Source organism: Virgibacillus flavescens, from assembly GCF_050574275.1.
GTDB lineage: Bacteria > Bacillota > Bacilli > Bacillales > Amphibacillaceae > Virgibacillus_F > Virgibacillus_F flavescens.
Window position 1 is genome coordinate 1776927 of record NZ_CP192260.1, and the last position, 18135, is coordinate 1795061.

17 protein-coding genes and 1 riboswitch are annotated in these 18135 nt (G+C 39.3%); all 17 genes read left to right on the forward strand.

All coding sequences use genetic code 11. The features are described from left to right. Window positions 1-147: 147 nt before the first annotated feature. The 17 genes from VBD025_RS08395 (at window position 148) to sufB (ending at window position 18038) form a co-directional block, all read left to right on the forward strand. Window positions 148-1065 carry a proline dehydrogenase family protein gene (locus tag VBD025_RS08395; RefSeq protein ID WP_430791326.1) on the forward strand — a complete coding sequence of 306 codons (918 nt, stop codon included), beginning with the start codon at window positions 148-150 and terminating at the stop codon, window positions 1063-1065. A 684-nt stretch (window positions 1066-1749) separates the two neighbouring features. After that, a complete protein-coding gene (locus VBD025_RS08400) occupies window positions 1750-4149 on the forward strand; it encodes a 3-hydroxyacyl-CoA dehydrogenase NAD-binding domain-containing protein (protein ID WP_430791165.1) in 2400 nt (799 codons plus the stop codon). 17 nt (window positions 4150-4166) lie between these two features. Beyond that, window positions 4167-5342 (forward strand): acetyl-CoA C-acetyltransferase, encoded by a 1176-nt coding sequence (locus tag VBD025_RS08405; protein WP_430791167.1) that lies wholly within the window; start codon window positions 4167-4169, stop codon window positions 5340-5342. A gap of 35 nt (window positions 5343-5377) precedes the next feature. Further along, the gene (locus VBD025_RS08410; RefSeq protein ID WP_430791169.1) at window positions 5378-7162 is read left to right on the forward strand and encodes an acyl-CoA dehydrogenase family protein; all 1785 of its coding nucleotides are present in this window, start codon (window positions 5378-5380) and stop codon (window positions 7160-7162) included. 673 nt (window positions 7163-7835) lie between these two features. After that, the gene (locus VBD025_RS08415; RefSeq protein ID WP_430791171.1) at window positions 7836-8198 is read left to right on the forward strand and encodes an arsenate reductase family protein; all 363 of its coding nucleotides are present in this window, start codon (window positions 7836-7838) and stop codon (window positions 8196-8198) included. 22 nt (window positions 8199-8220) lie between these two features. Next, window positions 8221-8604 (forward strand): glycine cleavage system protein GcvH, encoded by a 384-nt coding sequence (gene gcvH, locus VBD025_RS08420; RefSeq protein ID WP_430791172.1) that lies wholly within the window; start codon window positions 8221-8223, stop codon window positions 8602-8604. 116 nt (window positions 8605-8720) lie between these two features. Continuing rightward, a complete protein-coding gene (locus VBD025_RS08425) occupies window positions 8721-9074 on the forward strand; it encodes a toprim domain-containing protein (protein ID WP_430791174.1) in 354 nt (117 codons plus the stop codon). Between the two features lie 27 nt (window positions 9075-9101). Further along, entirely contained in the window at window positions 9102-9410 is a 309-nt protein-coding gene (locus tag VBD025_RS08430; RefSeq protein WP_430791176.1) for a thioredoxin family protein, read from the forward strand. A 71-nt stretch (window positions 9411-9481) separates the two neighbouring features. Next, window positions 9482-9594: riboswitch (SAM riboswitch) on the forward strand. Window positions 9595-9688: 94 nt separating this feature from the next. Then, on the forward strand, window positions 9689-10720 hold the full coding sequence (locus VBD025_RS08435; protein ID WP_430791178.1) for a methionine ABC transporter ATP-binding protein: 1032 nt from the start codon (window positions 9689-9691) through the stop codon (window positions 10718-10720). Continuing rightward, window positions 10710-11378, forward strand: coding sequence for a methionine ABC transporter permease (locus tag VBD025_RS08440; RefSeq protein WP_430791180.1), 669 nt, complete (start codon window positions 10710-10712; stop codon window positions 11376-11378). Before VBD025_RS08435 ends, VBD025_RS08440 begins: the two co-directional genes overlap by 11 nt. A 12-nt stretch (window positions 11379-11390) precedes the next feature. Next, window positions 11391-12218: a MetQ/NlpA family ABC transporter substrate-binding protein gene (locus tag VBD025_RS08445; protein WP_430791182.1), complete on the forward strand. Its 828-nt coding sequence runs from the start codon at window positions 11391-11393 to the stop codon at window positions 12216-12218. Between the two features lie 208 nt (window positions 12219-12426). Beyond that, on the forward strand, window positions 12427-12597 hold the full coding sequence (locus tag VBD025_RS08450) for a hypothetical protein (protein WP_430791184.1): 171 nt from the start codon (window positions 12427-12429) through the stop codon (window positions 12595-12597). A 241-nt stretch (window positions 12598-12838) separates the two neighbouring features. After that, window positions 12839-13624, forward strand: a complete 786-nt coding sequence (sufC, locus tag VBD025_RS08455; RefSeq protein ID WP_430791186.1) for a Fe-S cluster assembly ATPase SufC — start codon at window positions 12839-12841, stop codon at window positions 13622-13624. A 17-nt stretch (window positions 13625-13641) separates the two neighbouring features. Beyond that, a complete protein-coding gene (sufD, locus tag VBD025_RS08460) occupies window positions 13642-14949 on the forward strand; it encodes a Fe-S cluster assembly protein SufD (RefSeq protein ID WP_430791188.1) in 1308 nt (435 codons plus the stop codon). After that, window positions 14949-16169 (forward strand): cysteine desulfurase, encoded by a 1221-nt coding sequence (locus VBD025_RS08465; RefSeq protein WP_430791190.1) that lies wholly within the window; start codon window positions 14949-14951, stop codon window positions 16167-16169. The genes sufD and VBD025_RS08465 overlap by 1 nt, the downstream gene beginning before the upstream one ends. Further along, window positions 16159-16596, forward strand: a complete 438-nt coding sequence (sufU, locus tag VBD025_RS08470; RefSeq protein ID WP_430784438.1) for a Fe-S cluster assembly sulfur transfer protein SufU — start codon at window positions 16159-16161, stop codon at window positions 16594-16596. Before VBD025_RS08465 ends, sufU begins: the two co-directional genes overlap by 11 nt. Before the next feature lie 44 nt (window positions 16597-16640). Then, a complete protein-coding gene (gene sufB, locus VBD025_RS08475; RefSeq protein WP_430784440.1) occupies window positions 16641-18038 on the forward strand; it encodes a Fe-S cluster assembly protein SufB in 1398 nt (465 codons plus the stop codon). Window positions 18039-18135 lie beyond the last annotated feature (97 nt).

The following is an 18135-nucleotide window of genomic DNA, read 5'->3' on the forward strand; positions in this document are numbered from 1 at the left end:
TGGCACATTTCCCAGTTTTTTGGGAAATGTGCCAGGTACCGTAAAACTATGTCGATAAACTGTAAATAAATATATTCCTTTTTGTAAATAAATGATAAACTATAGAAGGCACTATAGATGAAGGAATCATACTTGGGGGTAATGGATGTGGAACGTTTATTGCGTAACTTTTTTTTATTTTTGTCAAAAAACAAAACACTAACGGTTCTTGCAAAGAAATATGGCTTTAAATTTGGCGCTTCACGGTTCGTAGCTGGTGCTGATATTGACCATGCTGCAAAGAAAATAAAAGAAATTAATGATAAAGGTTATGTAGTAACGATTGATCATTTAGGTGAGTTTATCGATAATGAAAAAGAAGCGAGAGAAAATGCGTTAGATTGTATACATGCAATTGAAGTAATTGCTGAGCAGAAATTAGATTCACAGGTTTCATTAAAGCTGACCTCAATGGGACTTGATGTTTCAGAAGAACTTCTTATGGAAAACATGCGCAGTATTCTTGACGCGGGAAAAAAACATAACGTAACTGTAACGATAGATATGGAAGATCATGTGAATCATAGAAAAACCTTGGATATTTTCAAGGAATTAAAGAAAGAGTATGACGACCTCGGAACAGTTCTGCAGGCATACTTATTTGAAACAGTAGATGATATTAATGAATTAAATGAATATAACCCTTACTTACGTCTCGTTAAAGGTGCGTATAAAGAGTCACCGGAAGTTGCGTACCCACTTAAAAAAGACGTTGATGAAAATTATAAGAAGATTATTAGAATGAACTTGGAAAATGGTAATTATACTGCAATCGCGACACATGATGACGCGATAATTGATTATGTGAAGCAGTTGGAGAAAGAACTTAGTCTATCGCGTGATCAATTTGAATTCCAAATGTTATTTGGAATACGCAAAGATCTGCAGGAAAAGTTATTGAAAGAAGATTACAAGATGCGTGTCTATGTACCATATGGTGATGATTGGTTTGCATATAATATGCGTCGTCTGGCAGAGCGTCCGGCTAACGTTATGTTTGTATTAAAGGGAGTACTAAAGAGTTAATTTGATCAAAAGGGTACCTACATTGTAGGTACCCTTTTGCGTTTGAAATTCACTCGGCTTTCGCATGATTGCAATGGAACTGCAGCACTTAAATTATGGTACGTGAGACGAAGTACAAGTAAGGCTATTTATGTCTTAGTTTTTTTTCAACAAATGCATGCCCCAGCGTTCGACAGGAGACTGCTGAAATAGAGGTAGATATTAAAATTTAATAGTTCCCCATAACCCAGCATCATCGAATTCACGAGACTCCTGCGGGAACAGCGCGAGCTGAAGATCCCGCAGGAAAGCGGTTTTTGCTTATCCGAGGAAGCTGAAGCCGTGCCCTAAGGTGCGCGAAGTGAATTCGATGATGCGATCGTGGATCCACTTTATTTTGTACCCTATTTTACCTTTTTCAGTTGCCACGTGCAAAGCACAAGGAGGCTTACGTCGCTGTTTACATCAAATCTGACAAAGTAACTGACTACAACCCAACAACGAGGTTATGCAACTACGTCAGTAATTGCACCTGTTTATTTAAGTCTGCGGAATTTAGATAATTTAATAAAAAACTTTTATAAATTTGATTGCGAAATATCTGAATATAATATATAGTATGAAGTAGATGGATAGGAAACTATCTTTTATTTTTAGGAATAAAAATGAATGAGTATTCATTCAAGCGGAGGCAGGGGATTTAATATGAACCAAACAATCAAGCGGGCCGCGGTTTTAGGCTCAGGAGTGATGGGGTCTGGAATAGCTGCACACTTGGCTAATGTGGGCATACCAACAATTATGCTGGATATTGCTCCACGAGAATTGACCAAACAAGAAGAGAAAAAAGGCTTTACCTTAGATGATCGAACGGTTCGAAATCGTATAGCAGCTGATGGCAAAAAGGCATTGCTAAAGCAAAAGCCTTCCCCGATCACATCAAAAAGTAATCTGGACTTAATTGAAATTGGTAATATGGATGATGATATGCATAAATTAAACGACGTTGATTGGATTATTGAAGTCGTTGTTGAAAATCTGGATATTAAGAAAAAGGTATTTGCAAACGTTGATAAATACCGTAAAGATGGATCAATTGTAAGTTCAAATACTTCAGGTATTTCAGTAGAAGACATGGCTGCTGATCGATCGGAGGATTTCCAAAGACATTTTCTCGGAACACATTTTTTCAATCCACCACGGTATCTGAAACTGCTTGAAGTCATTCCAACTAAACATACAGATCCAGAAGTTCTGGCTTTCATGAAGACATTTGGCGAAAACGTGTTAGGAAAAGGTGTAGTAGAAGCAAAAGATACGCCGAATTTTATTGCAAACAGAATTGGTACGTATGGACTTCTTGTAACCGTGCAGGAAATGCTGAAAGGCGGCTATAGTGTCGGTGAAGTAGACTCGGTGACCGGTCCACTAATTGGACGGCCAAAAAGCGCTACCTTCCGAACACTAGACGTAGTTGGACTGGATACTTTTATTCACGTAGCAAAAAATGTTTACGATCAGGTGGAAGGCAAGGAAAAAGAAGTATTTGATATTCCTGCCTTCATCTTAAAAATGCAAGCGAATGGTTGGCTTGGAGCAAAGAGCGGCCAGGGATTTTTTGTGAAGAAAAAAGGGGATAAAGGTAGTATTATTCATGAGCTTAACCCGGAAACGCTAGAATACGAAGAACGTAAAAAACTGAAGACGCAAGCAACGGAAATGGCAAAACAGGAAAAAGGATCCCGTCGTAAATTGAAAGCGCTTGTATCAGCTAAAGGTGATAAAGCAGGCGACCTGGTTTGGGCAATCACAAAACCAGCTTTACTATATTCTGCTGAACTACTCGGTGAAATCGCTGACGATATTGTATCGATTGATGAGGCAATGCGCTGGGGATTCGGCTGGGAACTTGGACCATTTGAAATGTGGGATGCTATTGGTCTTCGTAAATCTGTTGAACGTATGCAGAGTGAAGGAGAGACAGTACCAGCTTGGGTTCTGAAGATGCTTGATGATGGAAAAGAATCATTCTATCAAACTGAAAATGGTAATGTTTATTATTTCGATAATGGCGAATACAAACAACAGACGTTTAATAAAAAAGAAATTAATTTGAAACAATTAAAAGAAGTAAATGGTGTGATAAAAAAGAATACAGGTGCTAGCTTAATAGACTTAGGCGATGGTGTTGCTTGTCTTGAGTTCCACTCCAACAGCAATGCTATCGGTCTCGATATTATTCAAATGATTAATTACGCTCTGGATGAAGTTGATAAAAATTATCACGGTCTCGTTATTGGCAATCAGGGAAAGAACTTCTGTGTTGGAGCGAACCTTGCAATGATGCTTATGGAAGCGCAGGACGATAACTATTTCGAACTGGAAATGGTAGTTAAACAGTTCCAGGACGCAGCAATGAATATTAAGTACTCGAATAAACCGGTAGTTGCTGCACCATTTAATATGTCGCTTGGTGGTGGAGCAGAAATTGCATTGCCAGCAAGCGCAATTCAGGCGTCCCAGGAGTCTTACATGGGACTGGTTGAATTTGGAGTTGGTTTAATTCCTGGTGGTGGCGGTACGAAAGAGCTTTACTTAAAGCAGCTTCGTAATATGCCAAAAGGTGTAGATTTTGATTTATCAAAAGTAGCTAATGATGTATTCGAAAAGGTTGCAACAGCAAAAGTTTCGACATCTGCTGCGGAAGCCCGTGAAAATGGCTATCTGAATAACCAGGATGGCATTAGTGTTAATCCTGATCATTTATTACATGATGCAAAACAAAAAGTATTATCACTTGTTAAAGCTGGGTACCTGGCACCAAAACGCGAAAAGGTGCCGGTAGTAGGAGATTCAGGCTATGCAGCTATGCTGATGGGAGCTAAGTCATTACAATTAAGCGGATTCGCATCAGAACATGACGTGAAAATTTCAGAAAAACTAGCATATGTTTTATCAGGTGGACGAATCAAAGAAGGATCACTTGTCGATGAACAAGTATTACTGGATTTAGAACGTGCAGCATTTTTGAGTTTAATTGGTGAACGTAAAACACAGGAACGCATGCAGCACATGCTACTAAAAGGTAAACCACTACGGAACTAATACAAGGGGGAAGTAATGTGAGAGAGGCAGTAATTGTTGCAGGTGCTAGAACCCCTGTTGGCAGAGCAAAAAAAGGATCATTAGCAAATACAAGACCAGATGACTTAGCAGCGTTGACTGTGAAAGAAACGTTGAAAAGAGCTGGCAACTACGACGGAGATATTGACGATGTAATCATCGGATGTGCCATGCCGGAAGCTGAACAAGGTGTAAATATGGCGCGAAATATTGTAGGGCTGGCAGGACTTAAACATACGGTACCAGGAATAACGATTAATCGATTCTGTTCGTCAGGATTACAAAGTATCGCGTATGCAGCTGAAAAAATAATGGTTGGTTCCAGTAATGCAGCAATCGCTGGTGGAGCTGAGTCAATGAGCCTTGTCCCAATGGGAGGGCACGTAATCAGACCGAATACAAAGCTTGTTCAGGACGCACCAGGCTATTACATGTCGATGGGGCATACCGCTGAAGAAGTGGCTAGACGATTCGGTATTTCCCGGGCAGATCAGGATGCATTTGCTGTCCGCAGTCATGAAAATGCTGCCAGAGCAATTCGAGAGGGCAAGTTTACCGATGAAATTGTACCTGTTGAAGTAACAAATCGTGTAGTTGGAAGCAACAACAAAATAGAAGAAAAGTCCTTCACATTTGAGATGGATGAAGGAGTTCGGGAAGGTACAACTACCGATATTTTAGCGAAGCTTCGTCCTGCCTTTCATGTGCAAGGTTCGGTTACTGCTGGAAATGCATCGCAAATGAGTGATGGCGCAGCGTCTGTTCTTGTAATGGATCGGGAAAAGGCGGAATCTGAAGGGTTAACACCACTTGTGAAATTCCGTTCCTTTGCAGTTGCTGGTGTGGAACCGGAAATAATGGGTGTCGGTCCAATTGAAGCGGTTCCGAAAGCATTAAAGATTGCCGGATTGAATCTATCAGATATTGGGTTATTCGAGCTAAACGAAGCATTTGCTTCACAAGCAGTGCGTGTCATTCAAGGACTTGATCTCGATATAAATAAAGTGAACGTAAACGGTGGAGCCATTGCGCTAGGACATCCACTGGGCTGTACAGGTACCAAGTTAACGCTAAGTCTTATTCACGAAATGAAGCGTCGCGATGTTCAATTTGGCGTGGTAACCATGTGTATCGGTGGAGGTATGGGCGCTGCAGGTGTATTTGAATTACTTTAATTAAGTGATATTCCATTATAAAGGGGACGTTAAAGATGAGCGAAACAAAAGAAAGAATATTTAAAGGTGGCGCATTCCTGGTTGAAGATTTAACTGCTGAAGATGTGATTACGCCTGAGGATTTTACTGACGAACATAAAATGATCGCCAAAACAACTGAGGACTTCGTAATTGGTGAGGTTTTACCGAAAGTAGAAAATCTGGAGAACCATGAATTTGAACACTCCGTGGATTTGTTGAAGAAAGCTGGCGAACTTGGTTTGTTAGGTGCGGATGTTCCGGAAGAATATGGCGGTTTAGCGTTGGATAAAATCAGTTCTTCTTTAATTACTGAAAAGTTTTCCCGTGCCGGTGGATTCTCTGTAACACACGGAGCACACGTGGGAATCGGGTCACTTCCAATCGTATTTTTTGGAAATGACGAGCAAAAGGAAAAGTATTTGCCAAAGCTTGCAACTGGTGAGTTATTAGCAGCATATGCATTAACTGAGCCGTCATCAGGATCAGATGCATTAGGCGCAAAAACCACAGCAAAGTTAAATGAAGCTGGAACACATTATATTTTGAATGGAGAAAAACAATGGATTACAAACTCAGCGTTCGCTGATGTGTTTATTGTTTATGCGAAAATTGATGGCGAACACTTTACGGCATTTATTGTAGAACGTGAATTTCCTGGTGTTTCAACTGGCCCTGAAGAAAAGAAAATGGGAATTAAGAGCTCATCCACACGTACGTTGGTGCTGCAGGATGCAGAAGTTCCAGTCGAAAACCTGCTTGGCGAAAAAGGGCGCGGCCATGTTATCGCATTTAACATTTTAAATGTTGGACGCTACAAACTGGCAATTGGTGGCGTAGGTGGTTCGAAACGAGCGATTGAAGTTGCGACGAAATACGTGAAGGAACGCAAACAGTTCAACACGCCTATTTCAAGCTTTAGCCTAACGCAGGAGAAATTAGCTACGATGGCTGCACGAACATATGCAAATGAAAGTGCAGTTTATCGGACAGTAGGTTTATTTGAACAACGCATGGGTGCCCTTAATGATGAACAGTTAAAAGACGGCCGTGAAGTAGCACGAGCTATCGCAGAATACCAAATCGAATGTTCCATGAATAAATATACTGCAACAGAATGTCTTGACTATGTTGTCGATGAAGCGGTTCAGCTTCATGGAGGATATGGATTTATGGAAGAATACGAAGTAGCACGCATGTATCGCGATTCCCGGATTAACCGTATTTTTGAAGGTACAAATGAAATTAATCGCCTGATCGTACCTGGTACTTTGTTGAAAAAAGCAATGAAGGGTGAATTACCATTACTTCAAAAAGCGCAAAGTTTACAGGAAGAATTAATGATGATGATGCCAGAAGAAGTTGGCACAGAAACATTAGCGCAGGAGAAATATTTATTAAGAAATGCTAAGAAAATGGTGCTGCTAGGTGCTGGTCTAGCTGCCCAGACGTATATGAAGAAGCTTGAGAATGAACAGGAGATCCTAGTAAATCTCGCTGACATGACTGCTGAAGTATATAATATGGAAGCAGCAATCCTTCGTACAGATAAAGCAATCAACAAATCTGGTGAAGAAAAAAATAAACAAAAGCTGCTATACACACAAGTTTACGTACAGGAAGCCTTCAACCGTGTTGAGGCAGATGCAAAAGAAACATTAATTGCCATCGAATCAGGTGACAACCTGCGCATGATGCTATCATCTTTACGGAAGCTAACGCGCCACACACCAATTAATGTAATTGCTAAAAAACGCGAAATCGCAGCGGGAATTATCGCAGCAGAGCGTTATATCGTGTAAATATTGGACTTGAAAGGCTGCAATCATGTGATTGCAGCTTTTTTTGGTGGGTGCGGGTTGATTTGGCTAGGGTATACAGTCCGGATTGGGCAGGTTAACGGCCGATCTGAGCGGAATACAAGCGGATTTGGGTAGAATACCGTCCGTTCCAAGTTGGATATATAGTCGGCGGGCAAAATACAGTCCGCCTGATGTGGAATACCAGCCGTTCTCAGCAAAATACAAGCGGGTTCAGCTGAAATACAGTCTGGCCCAGCCATAATACAAGTCAACACGCCAAATACAGTCCGCCTGATGTGGAATACCGGCCGTTCTCAGCAAAATACAAGCGCTCCCAGCTGAAATACAGTCCGATCCAGCCATAATGGAAGTCGGCACGCCAAATACAGTCCGCCTGAGTTGGAATACCGGCCGTTCTGGGCAAAATACAAGCGGTTCCAGCTGAAATACAGTCCGACCCAGCCATAATACAAGCCAACACGCCAAATACAGTCCACCCAATCTAGAATACCGGCCGTTCTCCGTAAAATACAAGCGGCTCCATCCGAAATACAGTCCAACCCAGCCAAAATACAATCCCACCCCACCAAATTCTATCCACCAAAAAAATATGATAAAAATTCTTATGAAATGCACCAAAATCATGATAAAATTGAAATAAGGAGGAATGCTTGTGGCTTTGAGATTTTACTGGTATCCTAATTGTGGTACATGTAAGAATGCGAAAAAATGGCTAGATAGTAATGATATCGATTATACTAGTATACATATTGTGGAAAACACACCTTCGCAACAGGAAATTTTAGATTTGATAACAAAAAGCGAACTTCCTGCTAAGAAATTTTTTAATACAAGCGGGAAAAGTTACCGTGAAAAAAATATCAAAGATAAAATAGCAGATGCGTCAAATGAAGAAATGGCAACTATTTTATCATCTGACGGAATGCTGATTAAGCGCCCAATCCTGACAGATGGGGAACGTGTCACAGTTGGATTTAAAGAAGATATCTTTAATCATACATGGAAAAATCAATAGAGAATTATCGGAGGGATTGTAAATGAGCTTACCTAAAGACTTATTATATTCAGAAGAACACGAATGGGTAAAAAAAGAAGACGGTAAAGTACGCATTGGTATTACTGATTTTGCACAGTCAGAATTAGGAGATATCGTATTTGTTGAACTTCCGGAGGTCGGAGAAGAAATTGAAGCTGACGAACCTTTTGGCAGCGTTGAGTCTGTTAAAACTGTATCAGAACTTTATGCTCCTGTTAGTGGAAAAGTAATTGAAATTAATGAGGAACTGGAAGATAATCCGGAATTCGTTAATGAATCTCCATATGAAAAAGCTTGGATGGTAGTTGTTGAACTTTCAGATGAATCTGAGCTTGATGAATTACTTTCTGCTGAGAAATATGAGGAAGAAATTAAGGAAGACTAATTTATTCGCTAATGGCTGGCTTACCTCTTTTTTAAAAGGGTGTAAAGTCAGCCTTAGTTATATCATATGATACAGGAAAGAAGTGTTTTTCTTGATAATATGAGGAGTGATATGTCATGATTACACCTGAATCTGACAAAGTTATTATTGTTGAAGGGTTAACAGATAAGAAACAAATCGAAAAAATTATTACGGATCCTGTAACTATTATTTGTACTAATGGTACACTTGGGGTTGCCCGTTTTGATGAGCTTTTGGACAAATATGATTTAGATAATAAAGATGTTTTTATATTGACGGACGAAGACAGTGCGGGCATGAAGTTAAGAAAGCAGCTGTCACGTGAACTTCCCCATGCAGTTCATATCTATGTGAGTGGTGAATTCCGTGAAGTGGCAACGACACCAGAGTCGGTTCTGGCCAACGCACTGGTGAGTAAGCGGATAAATGTTAATCCGCTTTTTTTATAAACAGTATTTCATAATAAGGTGATAAGAATGCAAACAATAACAAATGAACGTTTAAAAGAGGATCATTATTTTTTATATATTTTCACCCCTTTTTGCGGCACCTGCCACTTGGCGAAAACGATGTTAAATAAAATTGAGTCGGTCCACAAAGAGGATATTTTTCTGGAAATGAATGCATCGTTACATCCGCAGTTCATGCAGGAAATTCAAGTAGAAAGTGTTCCTTGTCTCCTTATCAAAGAAGGTGGACAGATCAAGGAGAAGGTATATGCGTTTCAGTCGATTCCAAACATATATACCTATTTGATGAAGTATAAACCAGCGCTGTTTGCATAAATTTGTTGACAGGTCACCTATCAGGTGATAGGATTTGATTTAGACATTTTTACACCAATTAAATAGTAACTCTCTTATCTAGAGCGGTGGAGGGGCTGGCCCTATGAAACCGCGGCAACCTTCAAACAACTTGTTGTTTGAAAGGTGCTAACTCCTGCAAAGCAATAGCTTTGAAAGATGAGAGAACGTGAGACTTACATTATTACGTCTTTCTGTTCTCTTACAGAAAGGCGTTTTTGCGTTTATAAGAACGATGGTGTACAGAAGGAGGTATTTTTATGATTACGATTGAAAATTTACGGAAGCAATATAAAACGAAAAAGTCGGAAATTCACGCAGTAGATGACTTATCGTTAACCATAAAAGAAGGGGAAATATATGGTGTTATCGGGTACAGCGGAGCCGGTAAAAGTACCTTTGTCCGTTTATTAAACCGACTGGAGGAGCCGACAGATGGACGAATTGTTATCGACCAGCAGGAGATAACTTCGCTAAATACGAAGCAATTACGTCTGGCTAGACAAGAAATCGGAATGATATTTCAGCACTTTAACCTCTTGTGGTCAAGAACGGTAAAAGATAACATCGCTTTTCCATTGGAAATTGCTGGTATTCCAAAGAATGAGCGAGAAGATCGGGTAAACGAACTTATTGGTTTAGTAGGGCTTTCGGGTAGAGAAGACGCGTATCCATCGCAGTTGAGTGGAGGACAGAAACAGCGAGTTGGTATCGCGAGAGCGTTGGCAAACAATCCGAAAGTACTGTTATGTGACGAAGCAACGTCTGCTCTGGATCCGGAAACTACAAATTCCATCCTTGATTTGTTAATGGATATCAACGAAAAGTTAGGATTAACCATTATATTGATCACACACGAGATGCACGTTATTCGAAAAATATGTAATCAGGTTGCTGTGATGGAAAGTGGAAAAATAGTTGAGCAAGGTGATGTTCTGGACATCTTCCTCCGACCGAAGCAGCAGGTTACAAAGAAATTTGTTGAACAAGTAATGGGTACAAACGATGAAAATGAAAGTGTACAGCAACTCATTGAAAGCTATACAACAGGAAAAATTGTAAGACTTCATTTTATTGGAGAGACTACAAACCAGGCACTGATTAGTCAGTTAGCAAAAACGTATTCAATTGACATTAATATATTGCAGGGTAAGATTACGCAAACACAACGAGGGGCTTACGGTACGATATTTGTACAGTTAAGTGGCGAAAAACCTGAGCTTGCCAACGCAGTTCAATTTGTAAAAAATGAAACCTCAGTAGAAGTGGAGGTGGTTCGCGATGTTAAATAATTTATTCCCGAATTTGGACTTTCAGGATTTTTGGGTTGCGACCTATGAAACATTTTATATGACGATTTTATCGCTCGTCGGGACGTTTATACTAGGTATTATTTTAGGCTTACTTTTATACCTCACAACAAAAGATGGCATTTGGCAAAATAAATTTTTAAACACGATTGTAGCGTCTGTAGTAAATATCTTCAGAGCTATTCCATTCATTATTTTAATTTTACTTTTATTTCCATTTACCGATTTCCTGATTGGCACGATTCGTGGACCAAACGCGGCATTGCCAGCTTTAATTATCGGTGCTGCACCGTTCTACGGCAGGCTGGTGGAAATTGCATTAAAAGAGGTAGACAAAGGTGTTGTGGAAGCAGCGAAATCGATGGGGGCCAAAACTCGAACAATTATCTTCAGAGTTCTGCTTCCAGAGTCTATGCCAGCTTTAATTTCCGGTCTAACGGTTACTGCAATCGCACTAATCGGCTACACTGCAATGGCAGGCGTAATTGGCGCAGGCGGACTAGGGAATTATGCGTATTTTTATGGGTTCCAACGACATGATTTCGATGTTGTACTGTTTTGTACCATATTAATCGTAATCATTGTTTTTATATTTCAGTTCATTGGAGACTTTATTTCCAACAAATTAGATAAAAGATAAGGGGAGATTAAATTGAAAAAAACACTAGCGCTTCTATCCATATTAGTATTACTAACATTAGCAGCATGTGGCGGTAACGAAGAAAAAGGCAGTGGAGATGATTCAGAAATTACAGTGGGTGCTTCAAGTGTTCCACACGCGCAAATTTTAGAGCAGGCAAAACCAATTCTTGAGGAAAAAGGTATTACGTTAAATATTGAAGAATATCAGGACTATGTTTTACCTAACCAGGACTTAGCTTCTGGTGATCTGGACGCGAACTACTTCCAGCACATTCCATATTTACAAAATCAAAAAGAAGAGCTTGGATATAATTTTACACATATTGGTGGCATTCATATTGAACCAATTGGCATTTACTCTAAAACAATCGAAAGTGTAGAGAAGATTCCAGAAGGTACAGAAGTAATTATGAGTCGTTCTGTTGCAGATCACGGACGAGTCTTAACTCTATTGGAAAACGCGGGGTTGATAAAACTCTCCGATGATGTAAAGAATGTAGAGGCAACTGTCGATGACATTGTTAAAAATCCAAAAGACCTTCAGTTTTCTGCTGATATCGATGCAGCACTTTTACCTGATATGTACAAATCTGAAGAAAAGGCACTGGTAGCAATTAATACAAATTATGCAATTGGTGTGGATTTAAATCCATTAGAAGATGCACTAATTTTAGAGGGAGAAGATTCTCCTTATGTTAATGTTATTGCAGTTAAAAAAGAAAATAAAGATAATAAAGCTTTAAACACGTTAGTTGACGTATTGCATACAGAAGAAATTCAGAATTATATCCTGGAAGAATTTGATGGAGCAGTTGTCCCCGTTGATGGAAAGAAATAGTACAATTTAAAAACGGAGCATTATTTAGTAAATGGATGTAATTAGTTAAAATAAAAACGATTAGTTCGTTATGTTCCGTTTCTGGAGGAATACTCAATTCATTTCGTAATATCACGTTTATTTGCGTTTTGTGCGGGTAATATATATGTGATACTCTTAGTAAGTAATCAAGTCGAAAGGATGATTCACTATTTATAGTGGTATACGAATGAATTACACTCCAGAGATGGAGAAGGCTATGCATCAATCGCATAATATGGGTTATGCAGAGTACGGAAGAAAGTTAGAAAATCAAATTGCCGTCGAAAAGAGACGCCAGGATGAATATGAAAAATGCAAAAATATTACAGCTGAATTAGACAGTCACTTGCACAAATAAAAATAGATTTAAAATTAAGTTGATGATGTGATAAAATTCACATTATCAGCTTTTTTTCTTTTATTTATTTTAATAGAAGAAACTCGGATTTTTCTGTTACCTTTAAACCATCGAACCGCTTGGTTTAAAAGAGTTGATAATAAATTCGAAATGCTTTAAGATTGTAATGAGAATAAATTGAGAATGGATACAAACTGTCCATTTGATAAATAGCATATAAATAGTAACTGGAGGTATCGAAATGGCAGGATCAACACTAGAAATAAAAAATCTTCATGTATCGATTGAAGATAGTGAGATATTACGAGGGGTAAACCTTACGATAAAAGGTGGAGAATTCCACGCAGTAATGGGGCCAAATGGTACAGGAAAGTCAACGCTTGCATCTGCAATCATGGGGCATCCAAAGTACGAAATTACACAAGGAACGATCCATTTAGATGGTGAAGATGTTTTAGAAATGGAAGTAGATGAACGTGCTCGTGCTGGACTTTTCTTAGGTATGCAATATCCGAGTGAGATTAGTGGTGTAACAACTTCTGACTTCTTGCGTTCGTCCGTTAACGCTCGTCGAGAAGAAGGTGACGAGATTTCATTAATGAAATTCATCAAAGAGATGGATAGTGCACTTGACTATCTTGAAATTGATAAGAACATGGCACAACGTTACTTGAACACTGGATTTTCTGGAGGAGAAAAGAAACGTAACGAAATCCTTCAATTAATGATGATTAAACCAGAAATTGCAATTTTAGACGAAATAGATTCTGGCCTTGATATTGATGCATTAAAAGTAGTATCAAAAGGAATTAATAAGCTGAGAAGTGAAAACTTTGGCTGCCTAATTATTACGCATTATCAACGTCTGTTAAATTACATTACACCGGATCAGGTACACGTAATGATGCAGGGACGTGTCGTTAAATCAGGTGGACCTGAGCTTGCTAAACGTTTAGAAGCAGAAGGTTACGAGTGGATTAAAGAAGAATTAGGTATAGAAGACGAAACGGTTGGCCAAAAAGCGTAGAAGTTAGGAGGGGTAATATGACAGTAGAAACTAAGCTACCATATGATCAAGAATATATTAGTCAATTCTCAAAAGATAGAAACGAACCAGAATGGATGAAATCGTTACGCCTTCATGCACTTGATCAAGCTGATACGCTTTCGATGCCGAGGCCAGATAAGACTAAAATTGGTAAATGGAATTTTAGTGAATTTAAACATTCTGCACAAGGTGAAGAAATTTCATCACTTGAGAATTTGCCAGAAGAAATTAAAGATATCATCGATAAGGGTAATGATTCGGCAAATCTAATCATTCAGCGTAATCATTCGGTTGCATATGCATCACTCGATGCTGAACTGAAGGAAAAAGGCGTTATTTTCACAGATATTTTCACTGCTTTAACCGAGCATGAAGATTTGGTGAAACGCTACTACATGAAAGATGCGGTATCTGTTGACGAGCACCGCTTAACAGCTTTACATGCAGCACTAATGAATGGCGGTATCTTCGTTTATGTACCAAAAAATGTTGAACTGGATGTACCATTGCAAACTGTTTTTTGGCAGGAAGATCCTGAGGTTGCCATGTTTAACCATGTATTAGTTGTAGCGGATGATAATAGTTCCGTAACGTATGTCGAAAATTACATTTCAACGAATCACGAGCAGAAAACTGTAGCAAATATTGTTACAGAAGTAGTTGCCCATAATAATGCACGAATTTCATTTGGAGCAGTTGATAACTTTGCAGCAGGTACAACCACATATGTTAACCGTCGTGGAGTTGCTTACCGTGACGCGAAAATTGACTGGGCATTAGGCCAAATGAACGATGGTAACACTGTATCGGAAAACATTACACATTTAGTTGGCGATAATTCAGTATCCAATGCTAAAACAGTAACGGTTGGTCGAGGAAAACAAATCCAGAACTTCACTGCAAAAATTGTCCATTTTGGTAAAGCATCAGAAGGATATATCCTGCAGCATGGAGTAATGAAGGATAGTGCGACAGCTATTTTTAACGGAATTGGTAAAATTGAACATGGTGCATCGAAGTCGAACGCTGAGCAGGAATCCCGTGTATTAATGTTAAGTGAGAAATCACGCGGAGACGCTAATCCTATTCTGCTAATCGATGAAGATGATGTTACTGCAGGGCACGCAGCTTCAGTAGGTAACGTGGATCCTGTACAACTCTACTACTTGATGAGTCGTGGTATTACACAGAAAGAAGCTGAACGGTTAATCATTCATGGTTTCTTAGCACCAGTTGTTAATCAGCTGCCAATTGAATCAGTTAAGAATCAATTGACGCAAGTTATTGAAAGGAAGGTATACTAATGGATGTAAATGCCATCAGGCAAATGTTTCCTATCCTTAACCAGGAAGTAAATGGGCATCCTTTAGTTTATCTGGACTCATCTGCAACAACCCAAAAGCCATTACCAGTTATTGAAGCGATCGACACGTATTATCGCCAGGATAACTCTAATGTGCACCGTGGCGTACACACGCTAGGTACACGTGCTACTGAAAAGTATGAAGGAGCTCGTGAGAAGGTTCGCCGTTTCATTAATGCTTCCAGTACTGCTGAAGTAATCTTTACACGTGGTACAACTACTTCAATTAACACAGTAGCAACAAGTTATGCACGTCAAAACCTTAAACAAGGCGATGAAATAGTCATAACACCAATGGAACACCATAGTAATATAATCCCCTGGCAGCAGGCGGCAAAGGCTACCGGTGCGACATTGAAATATATACCACTTCAGAAAGATGGCACTATTGCACTTGATGATGTACGTGATACAATTACAAGTAATACAAAAATAGTTTCCGTTATGCATGTTTCCAATGTACTCGGTACTATTAATCCAATTAAAGAAATTGCTGCAATTGCTCATCAGCATGGAGCGGTAATGCTGATAGATGGTGCACAGGGTGCGCCACATATGGCTGTTGATGTACAGGATTTGGATTGTGATTTCTATGCATTTTCTGGACACAAAATGGGTGGACCAACAGGAATTGGTGTCTTGTATGGCAAACGTGAGCTTTTAGAAAACATGGAACCAGTTGAATTTGGTGGAGAAATGATTGATTTTGTTCAACTGCAGGATTCCACGTGGAAAGAACTGCCTTGGAAATTCGAAGGTGGAACACCGATTATTGCAGGTGCTATTGGTTTAGGTGCTGCAATAGATTTTCTGAATGATGTCGGCATGGATAACATCATCGAACATGAACATTCGTTAGCTAAATATGCACTGGAACAACTTCGTACGATTAATGGAATAACCATTTATGGTCCGGAAGAACGTGCAGGACTAGTAACGTTCAACTTAGACGATGTGCATCCGCATGATACAGCTACAGCACTTGATTCAGAAGGAATAGCAGTACGTGCAGGCCATCATTGTGCACAACCATTGATGCGCTGGCTTGAAGTTACAGCGACAGCACGTGCAAGCTTTTATGTATATAACAACGAAGAAGATATTGACAAGTTGGTAGAAGGACTTGTTAAAACAAAGGAGTATTTTGGTGATGTCTTTTAATAACCTCGATACACTATATAGACAAGTAATTATGGATCATTATAAGCACCCAAGGAACCGTGGTTTTGTCGAAGGTGACGCATTAACAGTTGAAATGAATAACCCAACTTGTGGAGATCGTATTCAATTGCAATTGAAAATTGAAGACGGAATTGTCACAGACGCGAAATTCGACGGTGAAGGCTGTTCCATTAGCATGTCATCAGCTTCCATGATGACACAGGCTGTCAAAGGGAAAGAAGTTAATCAAGCATTGAAAATGTCTGAACTGTTTTCCGCAATGATGCTTGGTGAAGATATTGATACAGAAGAATTTGATCTGGATGACATAGAGGCACTGCAAGGAGTAACAAAGTTTCCAGCGCGTATTAAGTGTGCCACTTTAGCCTGGAAAGCAATGGAAAAAGGTGTAGATGACGACAAGTAGCCATTATATGCAACAGTTTCAAACACCTAAAGGAGGTTTTTTACATGGCGAAAAAAGCGCCTGAAATCGAAGAGTATAAATATGGATTTCATGATAAAGACGTCTCAATCTTTCGTACAGAAAAAGGATTAACGCCTAACGTTGTTAAAGAAATTTCGAAAATCAAAGATGAACCTCAATGGATGCTCGACTATCGTTTAAAAGCATTAGAGTATTTCTACAATACCCCTATGCCACAATGGGGTGGAGATCTTTCTGAATTGAATTTTGATGAAATTATCTACTATGTTAAGCCATCAGAACGTCAAGGAAAAACATGGGATGAAGTACCAGAAGAAATCAAAGAGACTTTTGATAAGCTAGGAATACCTGAGGCTGAGCAAAAATACTTGGCTGGTGTTTCTGCACAATACGAATCTGAAGTTGTTTACCACAGCTTGAAAAAAGATCTATCTGACTTAGGAATTGTTTTTAAAGATACAGATACTGCGTTAAAAGAAAATGAAGACTTATTCAGAGAGTATTTCGGAAAAGTAATTCCTTATACCGATAACAAGTTTTCTGCTTTGAACTCGGCAGTATGGTCAGGCGGTTCATTCATTTATGTTCCAAAAGGCGTGCAGACAACCACACCGTTGCAAGCCTATTTCCGAATTAATTCGGAAAACATGGGACAATTTGAGCGTACGCTAATCATTGTTGACGAAGGTGCATCCGTACATTATGTAGAAGGTTGTACTGCACCAGTTTATACAACGAATTCATTGCATAGTGCAGTAGTAGAGATCTTTGTTAAAAAAGATGCTTACTGCCGCTATACAACGATTCAAAACTGGGCAAACAACGTTTATAATCTTGTTACAAAACGTGCAACATGTGATGCGAATGCAACGATGGAATGGGTCGATGGTAACATTGGTTCCAAATTAACGATGAAATATCCTGCTGTCATCTTAAAAGGGGAAGGCGCACGTGGTATGACATTGTCAATTGCTATCGCTGGACGTGGACAGCACCAGGATGCTGGAGCTAAAATGCATCACTTAGCACCAAATACGTCATCAACCATTGTTTCGAAATCCATTTCAAAACAAGGTGGTAAAGTAACGTATCGCGGAATCGTACACTTTGGTAAAAAAGCAGACGGCGCACGTTCGAATATCGAATGTGACACGTTGATTATGGATAATGAATCTACTTCAGATACTATCCCATACAACGAAGTGAATAACGAAAATATTTCACTTGAGCACGAAGCAAAAGTTTCCAAGGTTTCTGAAGAGCAATTGTTCTACTTGATGAGTAGAGGAATCAGCGAACAGGAAGCTACGGAAATGATCGTAATGGGCTTCATCGAGCCATTCACAAAAGAACTTCCAATGGAATATGCAGTGGAGATGAACCGTCTTATCAAGTTTGAGATGGAAGGTTCTATCGGATAAAGAAAATCAGGAAAAGCCTTAGTATAATTTTATACTAAGGCTTTTTTGTGCTCCAAAACGAAATTGCAAGAATACAATCTGTTACTAGTGAAATACA

Coding starts and splice junctions, on each gene's coding strand:
- VBD025_RS08400 (WP_430791165.1), top strand. CDS start 1,750: ATGAACCAAACAATCAAGCGGGCCGCGGTTTTAGGCTCAGGAGTGATG.
- VBD025_RS08410 (WP_430791169.1), top strand. CDS start 5,378: ATGAGCGAAACAAAAGAAAGAATATTTAAAGGTGGCGCATTCCTGGTT.
- gcvH (WP_430791172.1), top strand. CDS start 8,221: ATGAGCTTACCTAAAGACTTATTATATTCAGAAGAACACGAATGGGTA.
- VBD025_RS08425 (WP_430791174.1), top strand. CDS start 8,721: ATGATTACACCTGAATCTGACAAAGTTATTATTGTTGAAGGGTTAACA.
- VBD025_RS08430 (WP_430791176.1), top strand. CDS start 9,102: ATGCAAACAATAACAAATGAACGTTTAAAAGAGGATCATTATTTTTTA.
- VBD025_RS08435 (WP_430791178.1), top strand. CDS start 9,689: ATGATTACGATTGAAAATTTACGGAAGCAATATAAAACGAAAAAGTCG.
- VBD025_RS08440 (WP_430791180.1), top strand. CDS start 10,710: ATGTTAAATAATTTATTCCCGAATTTGGACTTTCAGGATTTTTGGGTT.
- VBD025_RS08450 (WP_430791184.1), top strand. CDS start 12,427: ATGAATTACACTCCAGAGATGGAGAAGGCTATGCATCAATCGCATAAT.
- sufC (WP_430791186.1), top strand. CDS start 12,839: ATGGCAGGATCAACACTAGAAATAAAAAATCTTCATGTATCGATTGAA.
- sufD (WP_430791188.1), top strand. CDS start 13,642: ATGACAGTAGAAACTAAGCTACCATATGATCAAGAATATATTAGTCAA.
- VBD025_RS08465 (WP_430791190.1), top strand. CDS start 14,949: ATGGATGTAAATGCCATCAGGCAAATGTTTCCTATCCTTAACCAGGAA.
- sufU (WP_430784438.1), top strand. CDS start 16,159: ATGTCTTTTAATAACCTCGATACACTATATAGACAAGTAATTATGGAT.
- sufB (WP_430784440.1), top strand. CDS start 16,641: ATGGCGAAAAAAGCGCCTGAAATCGAAGAGTATAAATATGGATTTCAT.